We start from the raw sequence: 18,325 nt of genomic DNA, 5'->3' as shown, positions 1-18,325 counted from the left end.
CAATCGTAAATGCAGACATGCGCACCTCCTGATGTTTTCTAGGGACCAAGATCCCCAGCCTGAGGCTTGGTGGTGGGGGTGTCCACATCATCAAGAAAGTTGCTCCCGGCCGCCCTCCACTTCGTTTCGGCCCAAAGAGCCACCCCATTGAGCGAGCGCAACGGGGACCCCGGCGGGTGCGGCGTCGATCGCCCCCGGTCGTTACACCGCCATCGAGGCCGCGACAGGCGCAGCCCGAACAACCGGAAAAGGAACACGACAATGGCAGTTATCGGCGAATTCACCACCAACGGCAACAACTCGATCATCGGCAACGTGCGCACGCTGACCGTCAGCATGCGGGCTCGCCTGAACCCCATCGAGCGCGTTTCGCGCGACGCCCCGGACTTCCGCATCACCGCCGGCAACGGCGTCGAGGTCGGCGCAGGCTGGAAGGCGGTCTCCAATGACGGAGAGGAATACATCTCAGTCAAGCTGGACGACCCGAGCTTCAACGCCCCGATCACTGCGGCCCTGTGGCCAAGCGAGAAGGACGGCGAATACGCCCTCATCTGGAACCGCCCGAAGCGGGAGGCCTGATCGCCACCCCAGGGGCTCCGCCGCCAGGCGGGGCTCCTCCAACCGACAACGAAGGCGTAGAGGCTGACGTGGTGCGATTCGGGAAAGGGTACACCACTTGTCAGGCGAGATGGATTGCCACGCCGATGCAATCAGGTGCTGACGTCGGTAACGTTCTGATCCGTCACCGCCTCAGACGGTCGCATGGACGTCGCCAAATCACTCTCGCCGGCGGTCTGCTCGGCGGCAACCTGATCGCTGGCAGTTTTCAGGTCCATTCTTCCCCAGATCGAATGTTCTCTCCGGGACAGGCGACGCCGATTCTTGATCTCGACGACGAACGGCTTCTTTTCAGGTTTCATGATGGTCCAATGGAACGAGGCAGATGATGGCACAGGTGTTCTTATTCGTCTCGCCCTGTCAACGTCCTGGCAGTTCCGTGTTCCCGTATCAAGGCAGTCGCGGCATCTCGCCCTCGGCCACCCTCCAGATCCAAGGCGCAATCTCTGGTCGCGCGCCTATCATGTCGGTGAGTGCCTGCTCGTACCGATCGTCGGCGCCTGCCGGCACGATGAACATCGCGACGGGGGCGGGTTTCTGTTCGGGCAATGTCACCGACACGATCGGCGTACCGCGAGGCAGGTTGAAACGTAGGCCCTTGACACTCCTTCGCTTGAGGTGGCTGAGCTTTCCCAGGAGCCGTAGCTCGTGGATGTCCTCGAAGGGCAACCAATTCTCGTTGACTACCATCAGGGCGACCTCTTCGACCGATGCGATGCCGACGGTCGACACGCCGAAGGTGGCGGCGAGGATCAGGTGGAATGTCTCGCTCGAGCGCCAGAGCTCCAGTTCAGTCTCATGGCGTGCAGCGAGCCGCCTCCATGCATCGTCCTCGATCATCAGCGGGAAGGGCATGTGCCGCACGACAATCCTGTGCCCGTCCCGGGCCGTAGAAAACTCCTTTACCTCGGCCACGATCATCATGAGTTTTCGCGATCCCGAACCTGTTGCTTCCACGCCTTTGAGCGCGGCGGTGCGTCGGGCGGTGATCCCGTCCTTGTCCTCGGGGTGAAACACCTCGGGAACGAAGAGCATGTCACTCAAGGGCGCCCCCCTTGCAGTCATCAGCGAGGCGGCATTGAGGAGGCTGCTGCGCACCCGGCGCCAACCGCGCCGACCCGCCCAGGTCGAGCGCCATTCCGTCAGTTCGCCCGTTTCCCAGAGATAATGCAGCATCGCCCTGAGTGACAGCCTCCTGGGCTCGCCGCGGATGCCCGCCTCGGCTGCCTCAGTCGGCGCGCCCAGCGCCAATCCTGGACCGCGTTTTGTCAGGGGAAAGTCCAGTTTCAGGTCGGCTTTGCCGCTGGCATCGATCCGGATCGCATTGCCGATCAGGGAACCGAGACCGGAAAGCTCGTAAGGAGGTTCATAAGAAGGGCATGCGGGGTCGTGGTCGCGCCCCGAAAGTGGCATGCGCTTGATGAGGTACTGATCGTCCAAGCGCGCGATGTACATCGCAACCGGGACCTCCTTGCACATGCACATCGGGCGAAGTCTTTGCTCGTAGGCGTGCGGAAGCAGCGCCCGAAACTCAGGCGAGGTTTCGTCCACCGTCTGATCGCAGATCGTGAAGTATCGCACTTTGGTTCTCCCCCTTGCTTCGGCCGAGGATACACGGGGAGGTCCAATTTACTATCAAAGAAGCGGACAGTAAAATCCCTGCTGCGCTGCAGATGTGTGGGTTCGCGCGTCGGTCGCTGACGCTACATCGGTAGACCAGATATTCTCGGCAATCCGTTCGTTATCGGACGAGACGGCACGCGAGCCCAGGTCATAAGACTTCGATACGGGGCGCCGAAGCGGCCGCACATTATGGCCGCGCTGCTCGAACTGGTCGGCAAGGACCTTGTCTGCGGGTGCTCGCCGCTACCTTGTCACGGGGACGTGTTGTTGGAAATGGTGCGGCGATACATCTGCGACAAAGCCTGATCGCACATGAATGAAGGCTGGCTTCGAGCCCGCCTTCATTCATTTTTCCGGTGCCATACGAGACGAGAGACTATCTGCTCGGATAACCAAGTCTGCCATGAGGGGCACGTGCCGCGTCAAGGACATCGCGGCCCCTCCAATTTTCAGCCGCCGCCCTAAAGGGCGCCGTCAGAAAATCGGTTCCTCCGCTCGCCGCCTCCGGCGGTCGCTACTCGATCCTTGACCCGACCCGATCCTCACGACCCCCGGCGTCATCCTTCACGTCAACAAGGAGATGACGACAATGATGATTGCACTCGAAATTCAGATTGAAGAACTGCGCGCCGAGCTCAGGAACGCGGACGGCGTCGAGCGCCGCCAGATCGCAGCGGAGCTCGAATTGGCTAGGGCCGAATTGGCGGCAGCGATCGCCGAACAGGAGGGCACCCTCGACGCTGCGCCGCCTTTCTGAGGCCGGCGGTTGCCTTCTCGTCTGGGTCGACACGCCGGATCGACTGACGCGTCGACCCAAAGCTCCGCTTCCTACCAATGATCACCGGAAAGGATCAGGGAGGCTCGCTACGGGCAACCCTCAAGCCATGCGTTGACGTCGAACACGTGTGTTCGGTCTATAGCCGCGTGCCCGTTTAGCCCGCAGCAGATCGAGGAACATGCGGACAGCATCCTCTTCCTTGTCGAAGTGATGCACCATGGCCTGCCCAACTGTCCCGATGCGCCCCCATCGGCGTGTGAGGCAGGGCGTGCCGAAGAGCGTCGGTTCGATCGCGAGCGCGTAGAAGCGCGCCATGTTTTTCGTCGCGTCCGTGCGTTCGATGTAGAGCTGATAGGGCTGACTGAGCATGGAGAAAGAATCGCCCATTCCGGCTTACGCGTCCAACGACACTTATGAATCGGTCGGGCCACACCGATTCTTTTTCGTGATTGATCGTCGAGGCTGGAGATCGTTGTTCGGGCGTGATGATGTGAACCGGATCGCCGCCCCGGAAGATGAATCCTTCACCCAGTAGGACGCCTCGCCTTCGTTGGCGGGATCATGTCGGCACAGCGTTGGAGGTCCTTCAGCAGGGCTTCAACGACCGCATCGTAAATGGTTACGGCATCTACACTGATCCTTCCAGCCGCCACATCGACCTGCTCACCGTACGAAAGGCGATTGACGCGGCCGTGTCGGTCATGAACGCCACGAAAGGCCGGCGAATGACGACTACGATCTGGAAGAGAATGACTGATCCTTCACGGGCCTGATTTGACGAACCGGTTGGCCTTCGCCGCCTCGTTCATGTCCTTCCGCCGGAAGTAGATCGCGCGCCCGCAGCGGATCGGGCTATGTCCCTGGACGATGATGATCTGCTCGTCCTTACGCATCGACTGGGTGATCTCGTGCGGCATGATGAGTGGCCGGCGTTGGAAGTTGACGCTCTCCGATTTGCGCGATGCGCTGTTCTTCGTGTCCCAGCCGATATTGCGGGAGCTTCCCTTCACCTCGACAGTCATCTCTCCGCATTGCGCCGAGACATTGCGCGCCGTGTCGAGCGCCTTGATCGCGGCGTAGGAGGCGAAGGCGCATCCGTCGATCCACGATGTTGCGCCGTCCCTCCCGAAATGTCGCTCCAACTGGCCCACCGACTGGTACATCAGCATCATGCTGATGCCGTATTTGCGACCGCGGTCACGCGCCTCCTCAAGCGCGCGCATGTAGCCGATGAGGTCGACCTCATCGAGCATGAACAACGCCCGGCGCCTGAATGTGCCATCGGCTTGGATCATGGCGTTGATCAGTGAGCCGATGATCACCCGGCCGATGCCGGGATAGGAGCGCAGGATCGACGCTGGGATGTTGAGGAACACGTCCTTCTTGGCCGATACGATATCGCTCGACTTGAAGGCATTGCCGCAGACGAGCGCTGCGTAACTGTGCAACGAGAGCCATTGCGTGTCCTTCGACGCCGTCGAATAGACGCCCGAGAAAGTCTGCTCGGTCATGTTGGTGAAAACGCCAAGCGTCTCGCGGATGAAGGCCGACGCCGAATATTCCTGAATGTCGCGCAGCATGGCGAGCACCGAGGGCTCCGGCTCGGAGACGATCTGCCGGAGACTGCGCAGGTTTCGCCGCCCGGCATATTCCGGCGACAGCATCACGTGGGCGAGAAGTCCGGTCAAAAGATTGTGCGCCTGGTTCTGGAAGTAGGCGCCGCTCGAGCTTTCGAAACGTGCGCTCTCCGACAGCAGCATGTGGGCAATGCCGACGATGTCCTCTTCCTTTTGCCGCGAGTTCTCGATCCCGTCGAGAACATTGAAGCCCATGACCGGATTTGTCGGATCGAGCACCATGACTTCACGCCCGAGAACGCGGGTTCGGTGCTCGACCACCATGGGCGCGACCTCGCTCGACGGATCGAGGCAGATCAGCGGCCCGGAATATCTGAGCGCCGTCGGTACGACATTGCTGGTCGTCTTGTATCCGCCCGATCCAGCGAAGAACAGCATGTGGGTGGAATCGAAGTCCTGTTTGTAGGTCAGCAACGAGGCCTTGCCGCCTTGCCCCCATGTGGCTGAATCGGCTGGATCGAAGGGCAGTTCATGGACGATTTCCCTGTCGACCCGATAGCGCTCGCCGACGACGATCTCGCCGTCCGGCGGAAACAGTCTTCCCGCCGCGGACATCGGCAGCCAGTCTGCGTCGCCGAAGGTCCCGCGTCGCGCCCGTTTGACCTGCTCGGGCACGACGGTGGAGATGCGCGCGGAGACAGCTACGGCCATGAAGCCAACGACTGCGCCGACGATAGCGATCATGTCGAGATAGGACAGCGCCCGGTCCCATGACAGCGCGCCGCTCTCGACCGACGGGGCCAGCCGGCCGAATTCACGGAGCGCGTAGAAGCAGGCGACCGTGAGAAAGCAAACGAGGCTCGCCATCGCGACCGGCTTTCGCCGGTGCAACGGCAAAGCCCAGACGGCCAAGAGGCCGGCGAGAGGCCCGACCAAAAGCGCCGGCACGGGCGAGGCTCGCAGGAACCAATATGCCGTCTTGCCCGACATGCCGGCGGCCAGTTCTTGCCATCGCCAGCCGACGACATAGACGGCAAGGGCGGTGACGGCGATCGGTGCAAGAGTGAGCAACACGCTCGGATGCGGTCTTGCCTTCAGGACCACTCCGCCATCTCCGCTGTGCGAGGTGATCCATCATCCAACGAACGAGCCTTGAATGCTCTCGCGCCGATATCGTGCAGCCGCCGATGCTCGGCGGTGCCCGGCGCGACGCTTGCCAGTTCGATGAGACCACCGAGCAGGAATGCCCGGTCGGCCTTTGACAGTCCCGCCCTGACGACGATGCCGCCGAGTAGGAATTTCTCGCGCGCCTCGCGCTTGCGATCAGCCGTCATGAGAAACCTCCGCCGTCGCTCCAGTCGCGCCACTTGGCTGTCGACGCGCCGGAGCACTTGCGCCAGCAGTCTCTTTCTTTTCCCCTTTGCGAAATCGCGCGGCGATCTCTTCGAAGACCGCGTCGAGTTCCTCGTCAGTGATCTCCATTTCCGCCAGGCCGGATTTCGTGGCGGCGCGTGCAAATCGCTCGGCGGATTTTACTATCAGAAGTCGTCTGCGCTCCCGCAGTTTTCCGATTTGAGCGTCGATGTCAGAGAGTGATGTTTTCACGGCCAAACCCGGCGTCCTTTTCTGTTCGGGTAATCTGCACGGTGTCAATTATACTATATGGAAAATGATAGTAAACTAGATTAGTGATGCATCATCCCGAAAACGTCGCTGCCGGAAATCCGGCCGTGGCAGTCTTCCGGAAAAGCGGCATCGGCCCTGCGGTCCGATCAGTTTGAGGGCGCAATATACGTCGCTGGCGCGACGTGCTCGGAGAGGTCTGGAGACGACAGTGGCGATCATGTTCGTCAGAGCGCAGGTGATCAGCAGGGGAGCGGGACGCAGCATCGTCTCGGCGGCCGCCTATCGCCATCGCGCCCGGATGATGGACGAGCAGGCAGGAACCTCCTTCAGCTATCGCGGCGGCGCCTCCGAGCTGGTGCATGAGGAGCTGGCGCTGCCGGACGATATCCCCTGCTGGCTGCAATCGGCTGTCGACGGCAAATCTGTCGTCGGCGCAAGTGAGGCGCTCTGGAACGCGGTCGATGCTTTCGAGAGGCGGGCGGATGCGCAGCTGGCGCGCGAGCTGATCATCGCGCTTCCTGAAGAGCTGACACGGGCGGAGAGTATCGCGCTGGTGCGTGAGTTCGTCCGAGACAATCTTGCCTCCAAGGGCATGGTCGCGGATTGGGTCTTTCACGACAAGGACGGCAATCCGCATATCCATCTGATGACGACGCTGAGGCCTTTGACGGAAGCGGGGTTCGGGCCGAAGAAGGTGGCGGTGCTGGGTGAGGATGGCGAGCCGCTGCGTGTCGTCACACCCGATCGGCCGAACGGCAAGATCGTCTACAAGCTCTGGGCCGGTGACAAGGAGACCATGAAGGCATGGAAGATCGCCTGGGCCGAAACGGCCAATCGGCATCTGGCGCTTGCCGGCCACGAGATCCGCCTCGATGGCCACTCCTATGCCGAACAGGGTCTAGACGGCATTGCTCAGAAGCACCTCGGCCCCGAGAAGGCAGCGCTGGCGCGCAAGGGCGTCGAGATGTATTTCGCCCCGGCCGATCTCGCCCGCAGGCAGGAGATGGCGGACCGGCTGCTCGCCGACCCAGAACTTCTCTTAAAGCAGCTCGGCAACGAACGTTCCACCTTTGACGAGCGCGATATCGCCAAGGCGCTGCATCGTCATGTCGACGATCCGTCGGATTTCACCAATATCCGCGCGCGGCTGATGGCGTCGGACGAACTTGTCCTGTTGAAGCCGCAGCAGGTCGATACCGAAACGGGGAAGGCGACGGAACCGGCGGTCTTCACGACCCGGGAAATCCTGCGCATCGAATATGACATGGCGCAGTCAGCGCGCGCTCTGTCGGAACGCCGCGGGTTTGCGCTTGCAGATGGGGCGGTCGCGGTGGCGATCGAAAAGGTCGAGACACAGGATCCGGAAAAGGCGTTCCGTCTCGATCCGGAGCAGGTGGATGCCGTCCATCATGTGATGCGGGACAATGGTATGGCGGCCATCGTCGGACTTGCCGGCGCCGGCAAGTCGACAATGCTGGCGGCGGCCCGCGTCGCCTGGGAAGGCAATGGCCGCCGGGTGATCGGTGCGGCGTTGGCCGGCAAGGCAGCGGAGGGGCTGGAAGACAGCTCAGGCATCAGGTCGCGGACACTCGCCTCCTGGGAACTGGCCTGGGCCAGCGGACGCGAACTGCTCAATCGCGGTGATGTGCTGGTAATAGACGAAGCCGGTATGGTGTCGTCGCAGCAGATGGCCCGTGTCGTGAAGATCGCTGAGGAAGTCCGGGCGAAAGTCGTCCTGGTCGGTGACGCCATGCAGCTTCAGCCGATCCAGGCGGGCGCGGCGTTCCGGGCGATCAGCGAGCGGATCGGCTTTGCCGAACTTGCCGGCGTGCGCCGCCAGCGCGAGCAGTGGGCGCGCGATGCCGCGCGCTTCTTTGCCCACGGCAAGGTCGAGGAGGGCCTCGACGCCTATGTCCAGCAGGGCCGCATTGTCGAGACGCAAACCCGCGCCGAGATCCTCGACCGCATCGTTGCCGATTGGGCCGATGCCCGTCGCGACTTGCTTCAGAAATCTGCCGATGGCGAACATCCTGGCCGCCTTCGTGGCGACGAACTGCTGGTGCTGGCGCACACCAATGCCGACGTGCAGAAACTCAACGCGTGCCTGCGCAACGCCATGATGGAAGAGGGCGCGCTGACAGGTGCGCGTGAATTCCGGACGGCGCGCGGTGCTCGCGAGTTCGCCGCCAGTGACCGCATCATCTTCCTCGAAAACGCCCGCTTCCTTGAGCCGCGGGCAAGGCGGCTTGGACCACAATATGTAAAGAACGGTATGCTCGGCACGGTCGTTTCCACCGGCGACAAACGGGGCGATCCGCTGCTGACCGTGCGCCTCGACAACGGACGTGACGTCGTCATCAGTGAGGACAGCTATCGAAACGTCGATTACGGCTATGCCGCGACCATTCATAAATCGCAGGGCGCCACCGTCAACCGGACCTTCGTGCTCGCCACCGGTATGATGGACCAGCATCTGACCTATGTGGCGATGACCCGTCACCGCGACCGCGCCGATCTCTATGCCGCAAAGGAGGACTTCGAAGCGAAGCCGGAATGGGGACGCGAGCAGCGCGTCGATCATGCCGCCGGCGTCACCGGGGAGTTGGTTGAAACCGGCGGGGTGAGGTTCCGACCCGATGATGCGGATGCCGACGAGAGCCCCTATGCCGACGTCAGGACGGATGACGGTACCGTCCATCGTGTCTGGGGCGTGAGCCTGCCGAGGGCGCTGGAGGATGCCCACGTCTCGGAAGGCGACACTGTGACCCTGCGCAAGGACGGAGTGGAACGGGTTAGGGTCCAGATTCCCATCATCGATGGGACAACCGGGCAGAAGCGCTTCGAGGGAAGAGAGGTCGACCGCAACGTCTGGACGGCCAAGCTGATCGAAACCGCCGAAGTGCGCCAGGACCGGGTCGAGCGGGAAAGCCATCGGCCGGAACTGCTCAAGCAATTGGTCGAGCGGCTCGGCAGATCCGGCGCCAAGACCACGACGCTCGATTTTGAGAGCGAGGAAGGCTACCAGGCGCATGCGCGGGATTTCGCAAGGCGGCGCGGCATCGACACGCTCGCAGAGGTCGCGGCTCGACAAGAGGAGGGGGTTTCCCGGCGGCTGGCATGGATTACGGAAAAGCGGGAGCTGGTGGCGAGGCTCTGGGATCGGGCGAGCGTTGCGCTCGGATTCGCGATAGAGCGGGAGCGGCGTGTCTCGTACGACGAGGAGCGAACCGCATTCCTCTCGGCGGGGATCCCGTCGGGTGGGAAATATCTGATCCCGCCCACCACTATGTTCGTCCGTAGCGCAGACGAGGATGCGCGCCGCGCGCAGCGTGCCTCGGAACAGTGGAGGCAGCGGGAGGAGATTCTCCGACCGCTGCTCGCGAAGATCTATCGCGATCCGGATGTGGCGCTTTCTGCCCTGAACGCGCTCGCCTCGGATTCCGCCATTGAACCCCGCGAGCTCGCTGACGATCTCGCCGAGGCACCGGACCGGCTCGGCCGCCTGCGTGGGTCCGACAACATCGTTGACGGTCGCGCCGTACGTGGTGAGCGCAACATGGCCATGGCCGCCATGGCGGAGTTGCGGCCTCTGGCGCGCGCCCATGCGACCGAGTTTCGAAGGCAGGCCGAGCGCTTCGGCATCCGCGAGCAGCAACGCCGCGCGCATATGTCCTTGTCGATCCCGGCGCTCTCGAAAACGGCGATGGCGCGTCTGGTCGAAATTGAGGCGGTGCGTGAGCGGGGTGGGGACGACGCTTACAAGACCGCCTTTGCCTATGCCGTCGAGGACCGCTTGCTGGTCCAGGAGGTCAAGGCCGTCAACGAGGCGCTGACGGCGCGCTTCGGCTGGTCCGCCTTCACCGGAAAAGCCGATGTGATTGCCGAACGAAATATGGTCGAGCGCATGCCGGAAGATCTCGTCCCCGAGCGCCGGGAAAAGCTCACCCGCCTGTTCGCCGTCATCAGGCGCTTTGCAGAGGAGCAATCAGTTGCGGAGAGACAGGACCGGTCGAAGATCGTCGCTGGTGCCAGTCTCGAGGTCGGAAAGGAAACGACGCCCGTGTTGCCGATGCTTGCCGCCGTGACCGAGTTCCAGAGGCCGGCGGAAGACGAGGCTCGAGAGAGGGTGTTGACTGCTTCCCACTATCGCCATCATCGCGCGGTGCTCGCCGACACCGCGACGCGCATCTGGCGTGATCCCGCCGGCGCAGTCGAAAAGATCGAGCAGCTTGTCGTCAAGGGGGTTGCGGCGGAGCGCATCGCGGCAGCGGTCAGTAACGATCCTGCCGCCTATGGCGCGCTGCGCGGCTCCGACCGCGTCATGGATAAACTGCTTGCCGTCGGCCGGGAGCGGAGGGACGCCCTTCAGGCCGTGCCAGAAGCGGGGATCAGTGTCCGTTCTCTCGGCGCGTCTTATATCAGTGCACTCGATGCCGAAACCCATGCTATCGTTCAGGAGCGCCGGTGCATGGCGGTCGCTATTCCCGGTCTGTCGCAAGCTGCCGAAGACGCGCTCAGGCAGTTGGCGGTGGAGATGAAGAAGAAAGACGCCAAGCTCGCCATCGCGGCGGGCTCGGTTAATCCCCGCATCGCCCAGGAGTTTGCCGCGGTCAGCCGGGCGCTCGACGAGCGCTTCGGCAGAAACGCGATCCTGTGGGGCGAGAAAGACGTCATCAATCGGGTGTCGCCGGCGCAGCGTCGCGCTTTCGAGGTGATGCACGAGAGACTTAAGGTTCTGCAGCAGACGGTGCGTATGCAGGCGAACCAGCAAATCAAATCGGAGCGTCAGCAGCGGATCATCGATCGCGGGCTCGGCATCATTCGTTGAGGGTTTTGGAAACGAAAGAAATAGGCCATTGCTGAACAGGAGACTGATGCTGCAATCGTTCGTGCCGTGATCGTCCCACGATCCTGAATAAAACGGAGGATCGTCGTGGCGCGCGTCCGACGGTGCCAAGAGCGCGACCCGTATGTCGGCGCGTCGCGCCGTGAAATAAAATAGCAGTGTTGTGTTTCTCGGGAAGGTTCGTGCTTGCGCGCCTGTCCACCGGGTGCTGCGAGTTCATTCCAGATTCCCTTAGCGATTGGCCGGCTGCTTGGACGCACCTGCCGGCAGCATTCCTTGGAAGGCAGCGCGAAGGTGTTTCCTGAACGAGAGACACCGTGCGGCGGACCAAGAGACACGGAAATTTACGAACGCCCCGGCATAAGGCGATAGAGAAGTCTTTCCGCCCTCTCCGATCGAAGGAGGGATGGTTCAACCGGCAGGTTATAACGGCGTTTGAGGTGGTAGGAGGGGCCGAGACTGAGCGGAGGCGCCTCATGATCAAATTCGCCCAAAACGTCGTCGAGGCCGAGATCCCCGTACCAACTGGTGCGAGCGAACGCATTGTTTCCTCCTGTATTGAACACACAGAGGTTAAGCGCCGTCAAAGTCCCGACGGACGCGCGGATGTGTTTGACCGCACCGCCGCCGTTCCTGCTGATGTAGCAGCCGACAATGCGATTGAACGCCGCGTTGTCGAACGAAACGCCAGGCACCTTTACCGCACTGGACCCGTCGGGGAGAATCGGAATGTTGTGCAGGAAGTCGGCCTGAACCTCTTCGGGGGAGATCGCGTGTCGCCAGCCGTTCCATTTGATCACCGAACGGGACAGCGTGGAGAAGGCGGTTCCCCAATCGAAACAAATGCCTTCCTTTGCATTCCTGGCCAGGCGGATGCGCTTCATACTGATACCGAAGGCACCCTCCAGATAGATGCCCTGTGCCCGGTTTCTGGTCGAATGGACGTCATCCAGTTCCATGAAGGCAGGCCGTTTCGATTTCTGCATTATCGATAGCGGTTCGTGGCATTGATCGGGAACGTCCGCAAGCGTGACCGCGGGCGAACAATTGACGAAGTTGAGGCCCGCATCGCGATTGCGGGGCCCCAGCGATTCAGTCGTGCGCACACGCGTAATGCGACCGTACCTGGTGTCTCCCACCAGCGTGATCGAGGAGGAGTAGGCGCGTCTGCAGGTGATGTCGCTGATCTCGAAGTCTTCACAGTCGAAGAGCACTATTGCACATCCGGCAAGGTCAGAAGACGCGAGATTGCGAAGCCGGAAGCGTCGGCAGTTATCAAGAACAATGGCGTTACCGCATCTGGCAAGAGCCGCACCCTCGATCACGAAATCCGCTTCACCCGACAGCCGAAGTTCACCCTTTGCGGCGAGGTCGACGCGCCGGGCATTCCCTCCGGGAAGGTGCCGTTCCAGAGTTGCAAGGCGCGTCGCCCATTCCGGATGTGTGGCCAGGTATGTCGCAGCAGCTCGGTAGCATTGTAGACGCTTCGCCGCGGCGCTGACATTCTCCATCCTCTGCACGAGCAATCATCCTCTGACTATTGCTTGCCAGTGCACTGCGGGTCGGACTTGCTCCGCAGGACACGCCTTTTGTCAGCCGACCAGAACAGGATAGGCCATAAACCTGAGCAGCGACCACAGTGCCGTCGCGAGATAGGTTGAAATCGCAAGAACGAGAAGTGTAACAACGGCAGTCTGGAAGAACCCAATGCTCCTCCGGCTCAACCCATCGGCTTGAGCACGAAAAAACCATGCTCCAAGAGAGAGAAGGCCGATCGCTGAAGCCACGAGACCAAATAGTCCAACGGGAACGTCCGATGTTACCTCATTTGCAGCGAGGGCGACGAAACCGAGCCCGAACCAGCGCGAGACTTTCCACATGTTGTCGGTAGAGGCCCATATCCGGTCCGCGGCCCATATGATCTTGTCCCAGCGTTCGGGATTGCGCACTGCGTCAAATCCTTCTGTTCGGTGATTATCGCCTTGGACATCAAGACGAGACTCAGCGAGAGGTACCTCCGCGGGGAGATTGATGTCCTCAACCGCCTTATTGGCAAATAATCGACAGAGCACATCGTTGGACCTCGGCTCATCTGAGCATGAGCTCCGGCGGACGGAGCCGGAAGAGCGTCCGCGTTTTGTAACGCGACGACCATGCTGCGCGGCGACCTCGTAGCAGTGTTGGCAAAATCAGGTCCTCTGAGCGACGCCATCTTCAGTGTGCGGACCTTCCCCTACGCGACGAACCGGCTTCGCCGTGAGCGTAGTGTCTTCTGTCCGGCGATTACCAGATGATCTCCTCCAGCCGAAAACGTGAACGGGAAGGGAAACATTGCCAGCCTGGCTCATTGGTCAGTTCGGAGCAGGCGCTGCTTCGGCTTATTCACCAATATTGTCGGACGCGCAGGACGCGTTGCCCACCGGGCGCCACTCGACCGCTTCACTCTCAAACACGACAATGGCGAACAAACGTCCCAGCAACAGGGTCCGGATGCCATGAAAGGTGATGAAGTCCCGCGCTTCGACCCGTAAGTGAAGGCCTTCGTTCGTCAGCCTCAGGATCGCGCGGGCGTCGGTGAAACTGAGGAGCATATCGGCGCCTGCGGCGTCGATCGACTGGCAGTAGTCACCGGTCGACGCACAAACCCTTTCCGCGACGCTCGCTGCATTCAGGACCCGAACGAACGCTTCGGCGATATGCTCGTACATCTCCGCGGTCCTTCCTGTCAGAACGTGGTCATCTACTGCCCTCGACCTTAGGGCCCCAAAGCTGAAGTGCGTCGTGTTCGATGTCGTGCAGCTCGTGCCACGAGGATCTTTGCACGCATAGATCGAGTCCTCGACTAATGATTCTATTAGTCGCGCGAACGCTCGAACTCGTGTCCACTGGCCGTCAAGCGCGTTTTCTTCGGAGAGGGCTGATGGAAATACTGGCGGTACCCGCCGCAGCATGCGGAGAATTTGCTGACCTGGTCGATTCGATGCACCGGCTGCGCGCTCGCGTATTTGGCGCCAGGCTGGGCTGGAATGTGGACGTAAAGGACGGCCGTGAAACCGACGCCTACGATCAGTTCAACCCGACTTATCTTTTGGCTGTCGCTCCGACGCGCGTTGTCGCGGGTTGCGCGAGACTTCTGCCGGCCACCGGGCCGACGATGCTGGCCAACACGTTCCATCAGTTGCTCCCGTCGCATGGCCTGGGCCCTCACCCGGGTATGGTTGAAAGCTCGCGCTTCTGTGTGGACACGTCGCTCGACGAGGGCGGAAAACAAGGGCTCCTCCACAGAACCACGCTAATGATGTTCGAGGGTATCATCGAGTGGTCGGTGGCAAACGGTTATCATGAGATTGTCACGGCAACGGACTTGCGTTTCGAGCGTATTCTGAAACGTGCCGGGTGGCCGATGAAGCGCCTCGGGCTGCCGTCCCAGATCGGCAACACGATGGCCGTTGCCGGAACCCTGCCAGCCAGTGTCGAGAGTCTCGACCGGATTCGCGCCACTGCTGATCGATCAGGGATGCGACTCCACCATCACGTTGCAGCCTGACCCGACATCGGCGCACCCGGCGAATGGCACCCGTCAGCAACCAGCAGTCGGTACAACACCATTGGCCGCGCCACGTCACAGAATGGTGAAGGAATGCGCTGATGCCTCCGGTAGCCAAGGGAGAGAGGTCTTTGAATTCAACGCGACCCCGGATTCTGATCGGCTCGACAGATGCCGATTACTATCTGCTGCTCGTCCACATCCTGGAGGCAGAGGGATATCGGGTCATCCTCGGTTCGGGGATCGAGGAGATTGTTCATCTCGCAGGCGAAAACGACGTCCAGGCAATCCTTCTCGACTGTCGATCTGGAGAAGACTGGGCCGCGGCCGCCTGTACGAAGCTCAAGCAGGAGCCGAAGACATTGGGACTCACCACGGTCGGTCTGATCGGGCCTGGAGCCGAATGCCGTTTCATGGAGCTTCTGAAGGCCGGCATCGACGAGAGCTTCGTCAGGCCGATCGCTCCCTCCAAGCTGCTCGATTTCCTTCGCAGCCATATCATGTTTCGACTCGATTCTGACCCGACGGCAATGGATGGACATGTTCTGTTCTATGCGGGAATTGAACTGAACATCGGCAAACACAGCGTCAAGCGCTCTGGCGTCAGGGTTCGCTTGGGACCGATTGAGTTCCGGCTGCTGCAGTTCCTAATCGAGAATCGCGAACGGGCTTGCAGTCGCGCGCAACTCATAGAAGCTGGCTGGCCAGAACGTCGTTTCGTCGACACCAAAACGGTCAATGTCCATATCGGTCGACTGCGCAAGGCTCTTGGTGTGGCCGACGCCCCCGACGTGATCCGAACGGTGCGGTCGTCCGGCTATATTCTCGACGGGTCCAGCCTCGATCAATCGCGTCTTCGACCAGATTGGCCGGAGGATGACATTCCGTAAAGCCGCATTACGCATGCGAGGAGGAGGTAACGTTCGTGGAACTCGTGATCCAAAATGGGGGCCTCATCACCGGCGATGGCAAGACGTTTTACAGGCAGGCTGCCGTTTATGTCCAGGGCGGCAAAATTGCGGGCATCGACATTGGGGAATCTGCTGTCGGCGCTGAAGTCGTCGCCCGTCAAATCATCGATGCAGGCGGCGGGATCGTGTTGCCGGGCCTCGTCAACGGGCACGCGCATGGATGTATTCGCGGGCCTTCCATGCCGAGCGGATCGGAGCCGTTCGAAAACGATGATGTCGAGTATTATCGTAACCGCCATCTCCTCCAGGGAACGACCACCCTTCTCAACGTCTGTGGTCTCGCAATGGCCGATGAAGTGGACATTGATGACGCGGAGCGTCACGTTATGGATATCCGCGTCTCCACGGCTCACACGCCGAGCAACATTCAGGCGGCCCTTGCTGTCGACGGCAAGGGGCTGTCCAAACGGCATCTGAGTGCAACCGTCGACGACATGCTTGCTGCCGGCGCGGTTGCGCTTGGCGAGGCGGGCGGCGGGCAGACACTTGGCGGCGGCGCGCAGGAGTACCGGTTCATTCCGCAAGCGATCCGGCGGGCGTTCGGCGTCGAGATGACGCCGGCAGCCGCGAGGCGCCTGAAGAATGCTGTCCTCGGGCGCTATCTCGACCCTGCCGAGGGCGTGTCCGACATAGCGTTGAATAGTGAACTGGACCGGTGCGGCCTGTCCGGCATCACCGACCCGGATCGTGTCCGTAACATCATTACCCGTTCCGTGATGCCGTCCGTCGCCCTTTCGCTGGCAGGCTTCGACGAAATCGCACGCGAATCCGAGCGGGTCGGATACCCTGCAATCTTCCACAACGCAGCTCCCTCCGCGAAGCGTTTGATTGCGGCAGCCGAGAAGCGATCGAGGGCGCGCCTCGTCGCCGGTCACAGCAACCATCCGAGCTTTTTCCCGGATGAGGCGGTCTCGATTGCGCAGAACCTGCGGAGCAGAGGAGCGGTCATCGATGTTTCGACACTAGACTGCATCGGCACACGATGGCGAAACGACGCGGCCAACCTCGATGCACTGATCGATGCGGGCTGCGTTGATACGATCTCGACCGATTTCGCCGGCGGACACTGGGATGGAATTCTCGAAGCGCTCCAGCGGATGGTCAGGAAGCAGCAATTATCCCCGCCGGAGGCCATCGCCCTTGCGACAGGCAATGTTGCTCGCGCTTTCCCACAAATGGCCGGCGACCGTGGACTGATCGAGAAAGGCAAACGTGCGGACCTGATCGTCGTCGATCATGCGAACCTGAGTCGTGTCCGGCATGTCGTGATCGCGGGTCGTGTTGTCGTGAGGAACGGTGTGCTTGTCTGATGGCGCAGTTCCCGCTCCGACGACAATGACAACCCTCGGCGCGATGCGGAGGTCGATTTCAGTCGAACGATTGCATCTGCAGGCACTTAAGGAGAGGGGCTGCATTGTCTGCCCTTAACGCCTTGAAGGCGCGCAGGACGAGATCCTGCTTTCGGGCGGAAAGCTTGCTTCGCGTTGTCGTGCGGAACTTGTCGACCAGGTCTTCCCAGGTCAACGGATGCTGTTCATCCCCGCGAGGCGAGGTCACTTTGGAAACGATTACCTCTCCGTCGGTCTTTTGCAGGCGTAACTGTGCAAGCGTTTCTGCCGGAAAGCGCTCGTCAATCTCGTGGCTGACCGAGACTCGAACCTTGCGGGCGAATGCGCAAAGGTCAGGCCTGCCGAGTTGCGCATTGCCAATCGGTGCGAGCGCCGCAGGTCCATCGATGACAGCGATCGCCATGCAGTAGGGCAGGCTGTACTGGATTTCCGTCAGTGTCTCGGGAGACACGCTGTTTGAGAGCCGGAGAACCCACTGGAACGTCTGTACTTCGGCTGATGCGATCTGTTCGGGCCTGATGTCATCGTGCTCGGCGAGCGCGGCAAAGGCGTCAAGAGCGGGATGAATGTATCGGCAGCAGGAATAGGGCTTGAAATAGACTCTCGATATCGCGGCTGGGTCACGCAGGTCCGCGACGATGCCAGACCGGTCAAAGTGGGATGGATGGTCGAGCAAGTCGAGCGGTCCGGTAAATCCCCGTTCCGCTAGGCGCAACGCCGTGAGTCCGGTAACTACACTCCAGGGAATGCCTTCCTTGACGTCGTTCCCAGTGAGGTCGGCGTAACCGGAGCTGCCGTTTGCTTCCTGGTTCGGCGCGAGGACACCGGCCACCGCAAGCGCATGCGCAAGGGCCTTCGGATCGGACTTGTAGAGGCGACCGGCGGTGGCGACGGCGGCGTAGCCTGTCCAGCGTCCCGATTGCCGGCTCTTGACTGTTTGCGGGTTCTGCGCCCCTGCAATGCGTATGCCGGTCTCGTATCCGAGCGCGACGGCGGTGAGAAGGTCGGCGGCTGACGCATTCATCGCGGACGCCACGGAAAGCGCTACCGGTATTACCGCGGCACCGGGGTGGCCGCGGGCGGTGCGGTGGCCGTCATCGAAATCGAGCGCGGACGCCGATGCGGCATTACAGTAGGCGGCCGCGGTAACCCCGACGCGCGCTCCCGTAAACCAGACAGGTACTGGTCCGGGTCCGAAATCGTGCCGCGCGACCGCGTGAGCTGCACGCACGCCCGGAACATCGGAACCCACGGCTGCAGCTGTGATGGTATCCAGAATGCAACAAATGGCGTGCAGCTTCAGCTCTAGCGGCAGAGCAGAGGAGGGGTAGTTCGTCAGGTTTTCGGCAAGGATCTGTGTGGCATACATCCACGCCTCCATCAAAGCTCG

The 18,325-nt window shown here is 61.4% G+C and carries 17 protein-coding genes; 7 read left to right on the top strand and 10 right to left on the bottom strand.

Annotation, left to right across the window (positions count from 1 at the left end):
• Nucleotides 1-261 precede the first annotated feature (261 nt).
• Nucleotides 262-579: a DUF736 domain-containing protein gene (locus tag NHF53_RS23510; RefSeq protein ID WP_252836363.1), complete on the top strand. Its 318-nt coding sequence runs from the start codon at nt 262-264 to the stop codon at nt 577-579.
• 131 nt (nt 580-710) lie between these two features.
• Here the strand turns inward: NHF53_RS23510 and NHF53_RS23505 are convergent, their stop codons facing one another.
• Both NHF53_RS23505 and NHF53_RS23500 read right to left on the bottom strand, forming a co-directional pair.
• Nucleotides 711-920 carry a hypothetical protein gene (locus tag NHF53_RS23505; protein ID WP_252836362.1) on the bottom strand — a complete coding sequence of 70 codons (210 nt, stop codon included), beginning with the start codon at nt 918-920 and terminating at the stop codon, nt 711-713.
• Between the two features lie 88 nt (nt 921-1,008).
• Nucleotides 1,009-2,199 (bottom strand): DUF1173 domain-containing protein, encoded by a 1,191-nt coding sequence (locus NHF53_RS23500; protein WP_252836361.1) that lies wholly within the window; start codon nt 2,197-2,199, stop codon nt 1,009-1,011.
• Between the two features lie 126 nt (nt 2,200-2,325).
• On the opposite strand from NHF53_RS23500, the gene NHF53_RS23495 reads away from it, so the two are divergent.
• On the top strand, nt 2,326-2,547 hold the full coding sequence (locus tag NHF53_RS23495) for a DUF4326 domain-containing protein (RefSeq protein WP_308218709.1): 222 nt from the start codon (nt 2,326-2,328) through the stop codon (nt 2,545-2,547).
• Between the two features lie 283 nt (nt 2,548-2,830).
• Entirely contained in the window at nt 2,831-2,998 is a 168-nt protein-coding gene (locus tag NHF53_RS23490) for a hypothetical protein (RefSeq protein ID WP_252836372.1), read from the top strand.
• A gap of 120 nt (nt 2,999-3,118) precedes the next feature.
• On the opposite strand, the gene NHF53_RS23485 is transcribed toward NHF53_RS23490, so the two are convergent.
• The 4 genes from NHF53_RS23485 to NHF53_RS23470 form a co-directional block, all read right to left on the bottom strand.
• Entirely contained in the window at nt 3,119-3,388 is a 270-nt protein-coding gene (locus NHF53_RS23485) for a WGR domain-containing protein (RefSeq protein ID WP_374591332.1), read from the bottom strand.
• Nucleotides 3,389-3,780: 392 nt separating this feature from the next.
• The gene (gene traG / locus NHF53_RS23480) at nt 3,781-5,700 is read right to left on the bottom strand and encodes a Ti-type conjugative transfer system protein TraG (RefSeq protein ID WP_252836359.1); all 1,920 of its coding nucleotides are present in this window, start codon (nt 5,698-5,700) and stop codon (nt 3,781-3,783) included.
• The gene (locus tag NHF53_RS23475; RefSeq protein WP_252836358.1) at nt 5,691-5,930 is read right to left on the bottom strand and encodes a conjugal transfer protein TraD; all 240 of its coding nucleotides are present in this window, start codon (nt 5,928-5,930) and stop codon (nt 5,691-5,693) included. The genes traG and NHF53_RS23475 overlap by 10 nt, the downstream gene beginning before the upstream one ends.
• Nucleotides 5,920-6,207, bottom strand: a complete 288-nt coding sequence (locus NHF53_RS23470; protein WP_252836357.1) for a TraC family protein — start codon at nt 6,205-6,207, stop codon at nt 5,920-5,922. The genes NHF53_RS23475 and NHF53_RS23470 overlap by 11 nt, the downstream gene beginning before the upstream one ends.
• Nucleotides 6,208-6,430: 223 nt before the next feature.
• Here NHF53_RS23470 and traA point away from each other — a divergent pair, with 223 nt between their 5' ends.
• Nucleotides 6,431-11,050, top strand: coding sequence for a Ti-type conjugative transfer relaxase TraA (traA, locus tag NHF53_RS23465; protein WP_252836356.1), 4,620 nt, complete (start codon nt 6,431-6,433; stop codon nt 11,048-11,050).
• A 362-nt stretch (nt 11,051-11,412) separates the two neighbouring features.
• Here the strand turns inward: traA and NHF53_RS23460 are convergent, their stop codons facing one another.
• From NHF53_RS23460 to NHF53_RS23450, 3 genes are all read right to left on the bottom strand, one after another.
• Nucleotides 11,413-12,588: a right-handed parallel beta-helix repeat-containing protein gene (locus NHF53_RS23460; RefSeq protein WP_252836355.1), complete on the bottom strand. Its 1,176-nt coding sequence runs from the start codon at nt 12,586-12,588 to the stop codon at nt 11,413-11,415.
• A gap of 72 nt (nt 12,589-12,660) precedes the next feature.
• A complete protein-coding gene (locus NHF53_RS23455) occupies nt 12,661-13,017 on the bottom strand; it encodes a hypothetical protein (RefSeq protein WP_252836354.1) in 357 nt (118 codons plus the stop codon).
• 429 nt (nt 13,018-13,446) lie between these two features.
• A complete protein-coding gene (locus tag NHF53_RS23450; protein WP_252836353.1) occupies nt 13,447-13,776 on the bottom strand; it encodes a hypothetical protein in 330 nt (109 codons plus the stop codon).
• A 212-nt stretch (nt 13,777-13,988) separates the two neighbouring features.
• On the opposite strand from NHF53_RS23450, the gene traI reads away from it, so the two are divergent.
• The 3 genes from traI (at nt 13,989) to NHF53_RS23435 (ending at nt 16,896) form a co-directional block, all read left to right on the top strand.
• Nucleotides 13,989-14,615, top strand: a complete 627-nt coding sequence (gene traI, locus NHF53_RS23445; RefSeq protein ID WP_252836352.1) for an acyl-homoserine-lactone synthase TraI — start codon at nt 13,989-13,991, stop codon at nt 14,613-14,615.
• A gap of 362 nt (nt 14,616-14,977) precedes the next feature.
• Entirely contained in the window at nt 14,978-15,505 is a 528-nt protein-coding gene (locus NHF53_RS23440) for a response regulator transcription factor (RefSeq protein ID WP_252836351.1), read from the top strand.
• A 35-nt stretch (nt 15,506-15,540) separates the two neighbouring features.
• A complete protein-coding gene (locus NHF53_RS23435) occupies nt 15,541-16,896 on the top strand; it encodes an amidohydrolase family protein (protein ID WP_252836350.1) in 1,356 nt (451 codons plus the stop codon).
• Between the two features lie 58 nt (nt 16,897-16,954).
• Here NHF53_RS23435 and NHF53_RS23430 read toward each other — a convergent pair whose 3' ends face one another.
• Nucleotides 16,955-18,304 carry an MmgE/PrpD family protein gene (locus NHF53_RS23430; RefSeq protein ID WP_252836349.1) on the bottom strand — a complete coding sequence of 450 codons (1,350 nt, stop codon included), beginning with the start codon at nt 18,302-18,304 and terminating at the stop codon, nt 16,955-16,957.
• Between the last annotated feature and the right edge of the window lie 21 nt (nt 18,305-18,325).

The sequence above is a fragment of the Ciceribacter sp. RN22 genome (genome assembly GCF_024054295.1).
GTDB lineage: Bacteria > Pseudomonadota > Alphaproteobacteria > Rhizobiales > Rhizobiaceae > Allorhizobium > Allorhizobium lividum.
The sequence above is the reverse complement of the archived record's forward strand: the minus strand, read 5'-3'. Positions and strand labels throughout refer to the sequence as shown.

Excerpts from the sequence above, each read along its gene's own strand:
- NHF53_RS23510 (WP_252836363.1), top strand. The coding sequence starts at position 262 with ATGGCAGTTATCGGCGAATTCACCACCAACGGCAACAACTCGATCATC.
- NHF53_RS23505 (WP_252836362.1), bottom strand. The coding sequence starts at position 920 with ATGAAACCTGAAAAGAAGCCGTTCGTCGTCGAGATCAAGAATCGGCGT.
- NHF53_RS23490 (WP_252836372.1), top strand. The coding sequence starts at position 2,831 with ATGATGATTGCACTCGAAATTCAGATTGAAGAACTGCGCGCCGAGCTC.
- NHF53_RS23485 (WP_374591332.1), bottom strand. The coding sequence starts at position 3,388 with ATGCTCAGTCAGCCCTATCAGCTCTACATCGAACGCACGGACGCGACG.
- NHF53_RS23475 (WP_252836358.1), bottom strand. The coding sequence starts at position 5,930 with ATGACGGCTGATCGCAAGCGCGAGGCGCGCGAGAAATTCCTACTCGGC.
- NHF53_RS23450 (WP_252836353.1), bottom strand. The coding sequence starts at position 13,776 with ATGTACGAGCATATCGCCGAAGCGTTCGTTCGGGTCCTGAATGCAGCG.
- traI (WP_252836352.1), top strand. The coding sequence starts at position 13,989 with ATGGAAATACTGGCGGTACCCGCCGCAGCATGCGGAGAATTTGCTGAC.
- NHF53_RS23430 (WP_252836349.1), bottom strand. The coding sequence starts at position 18,304 with ATGTATGCCACACAGATCCTTGCCGAAAACCTGACGAACTACCCCTCC.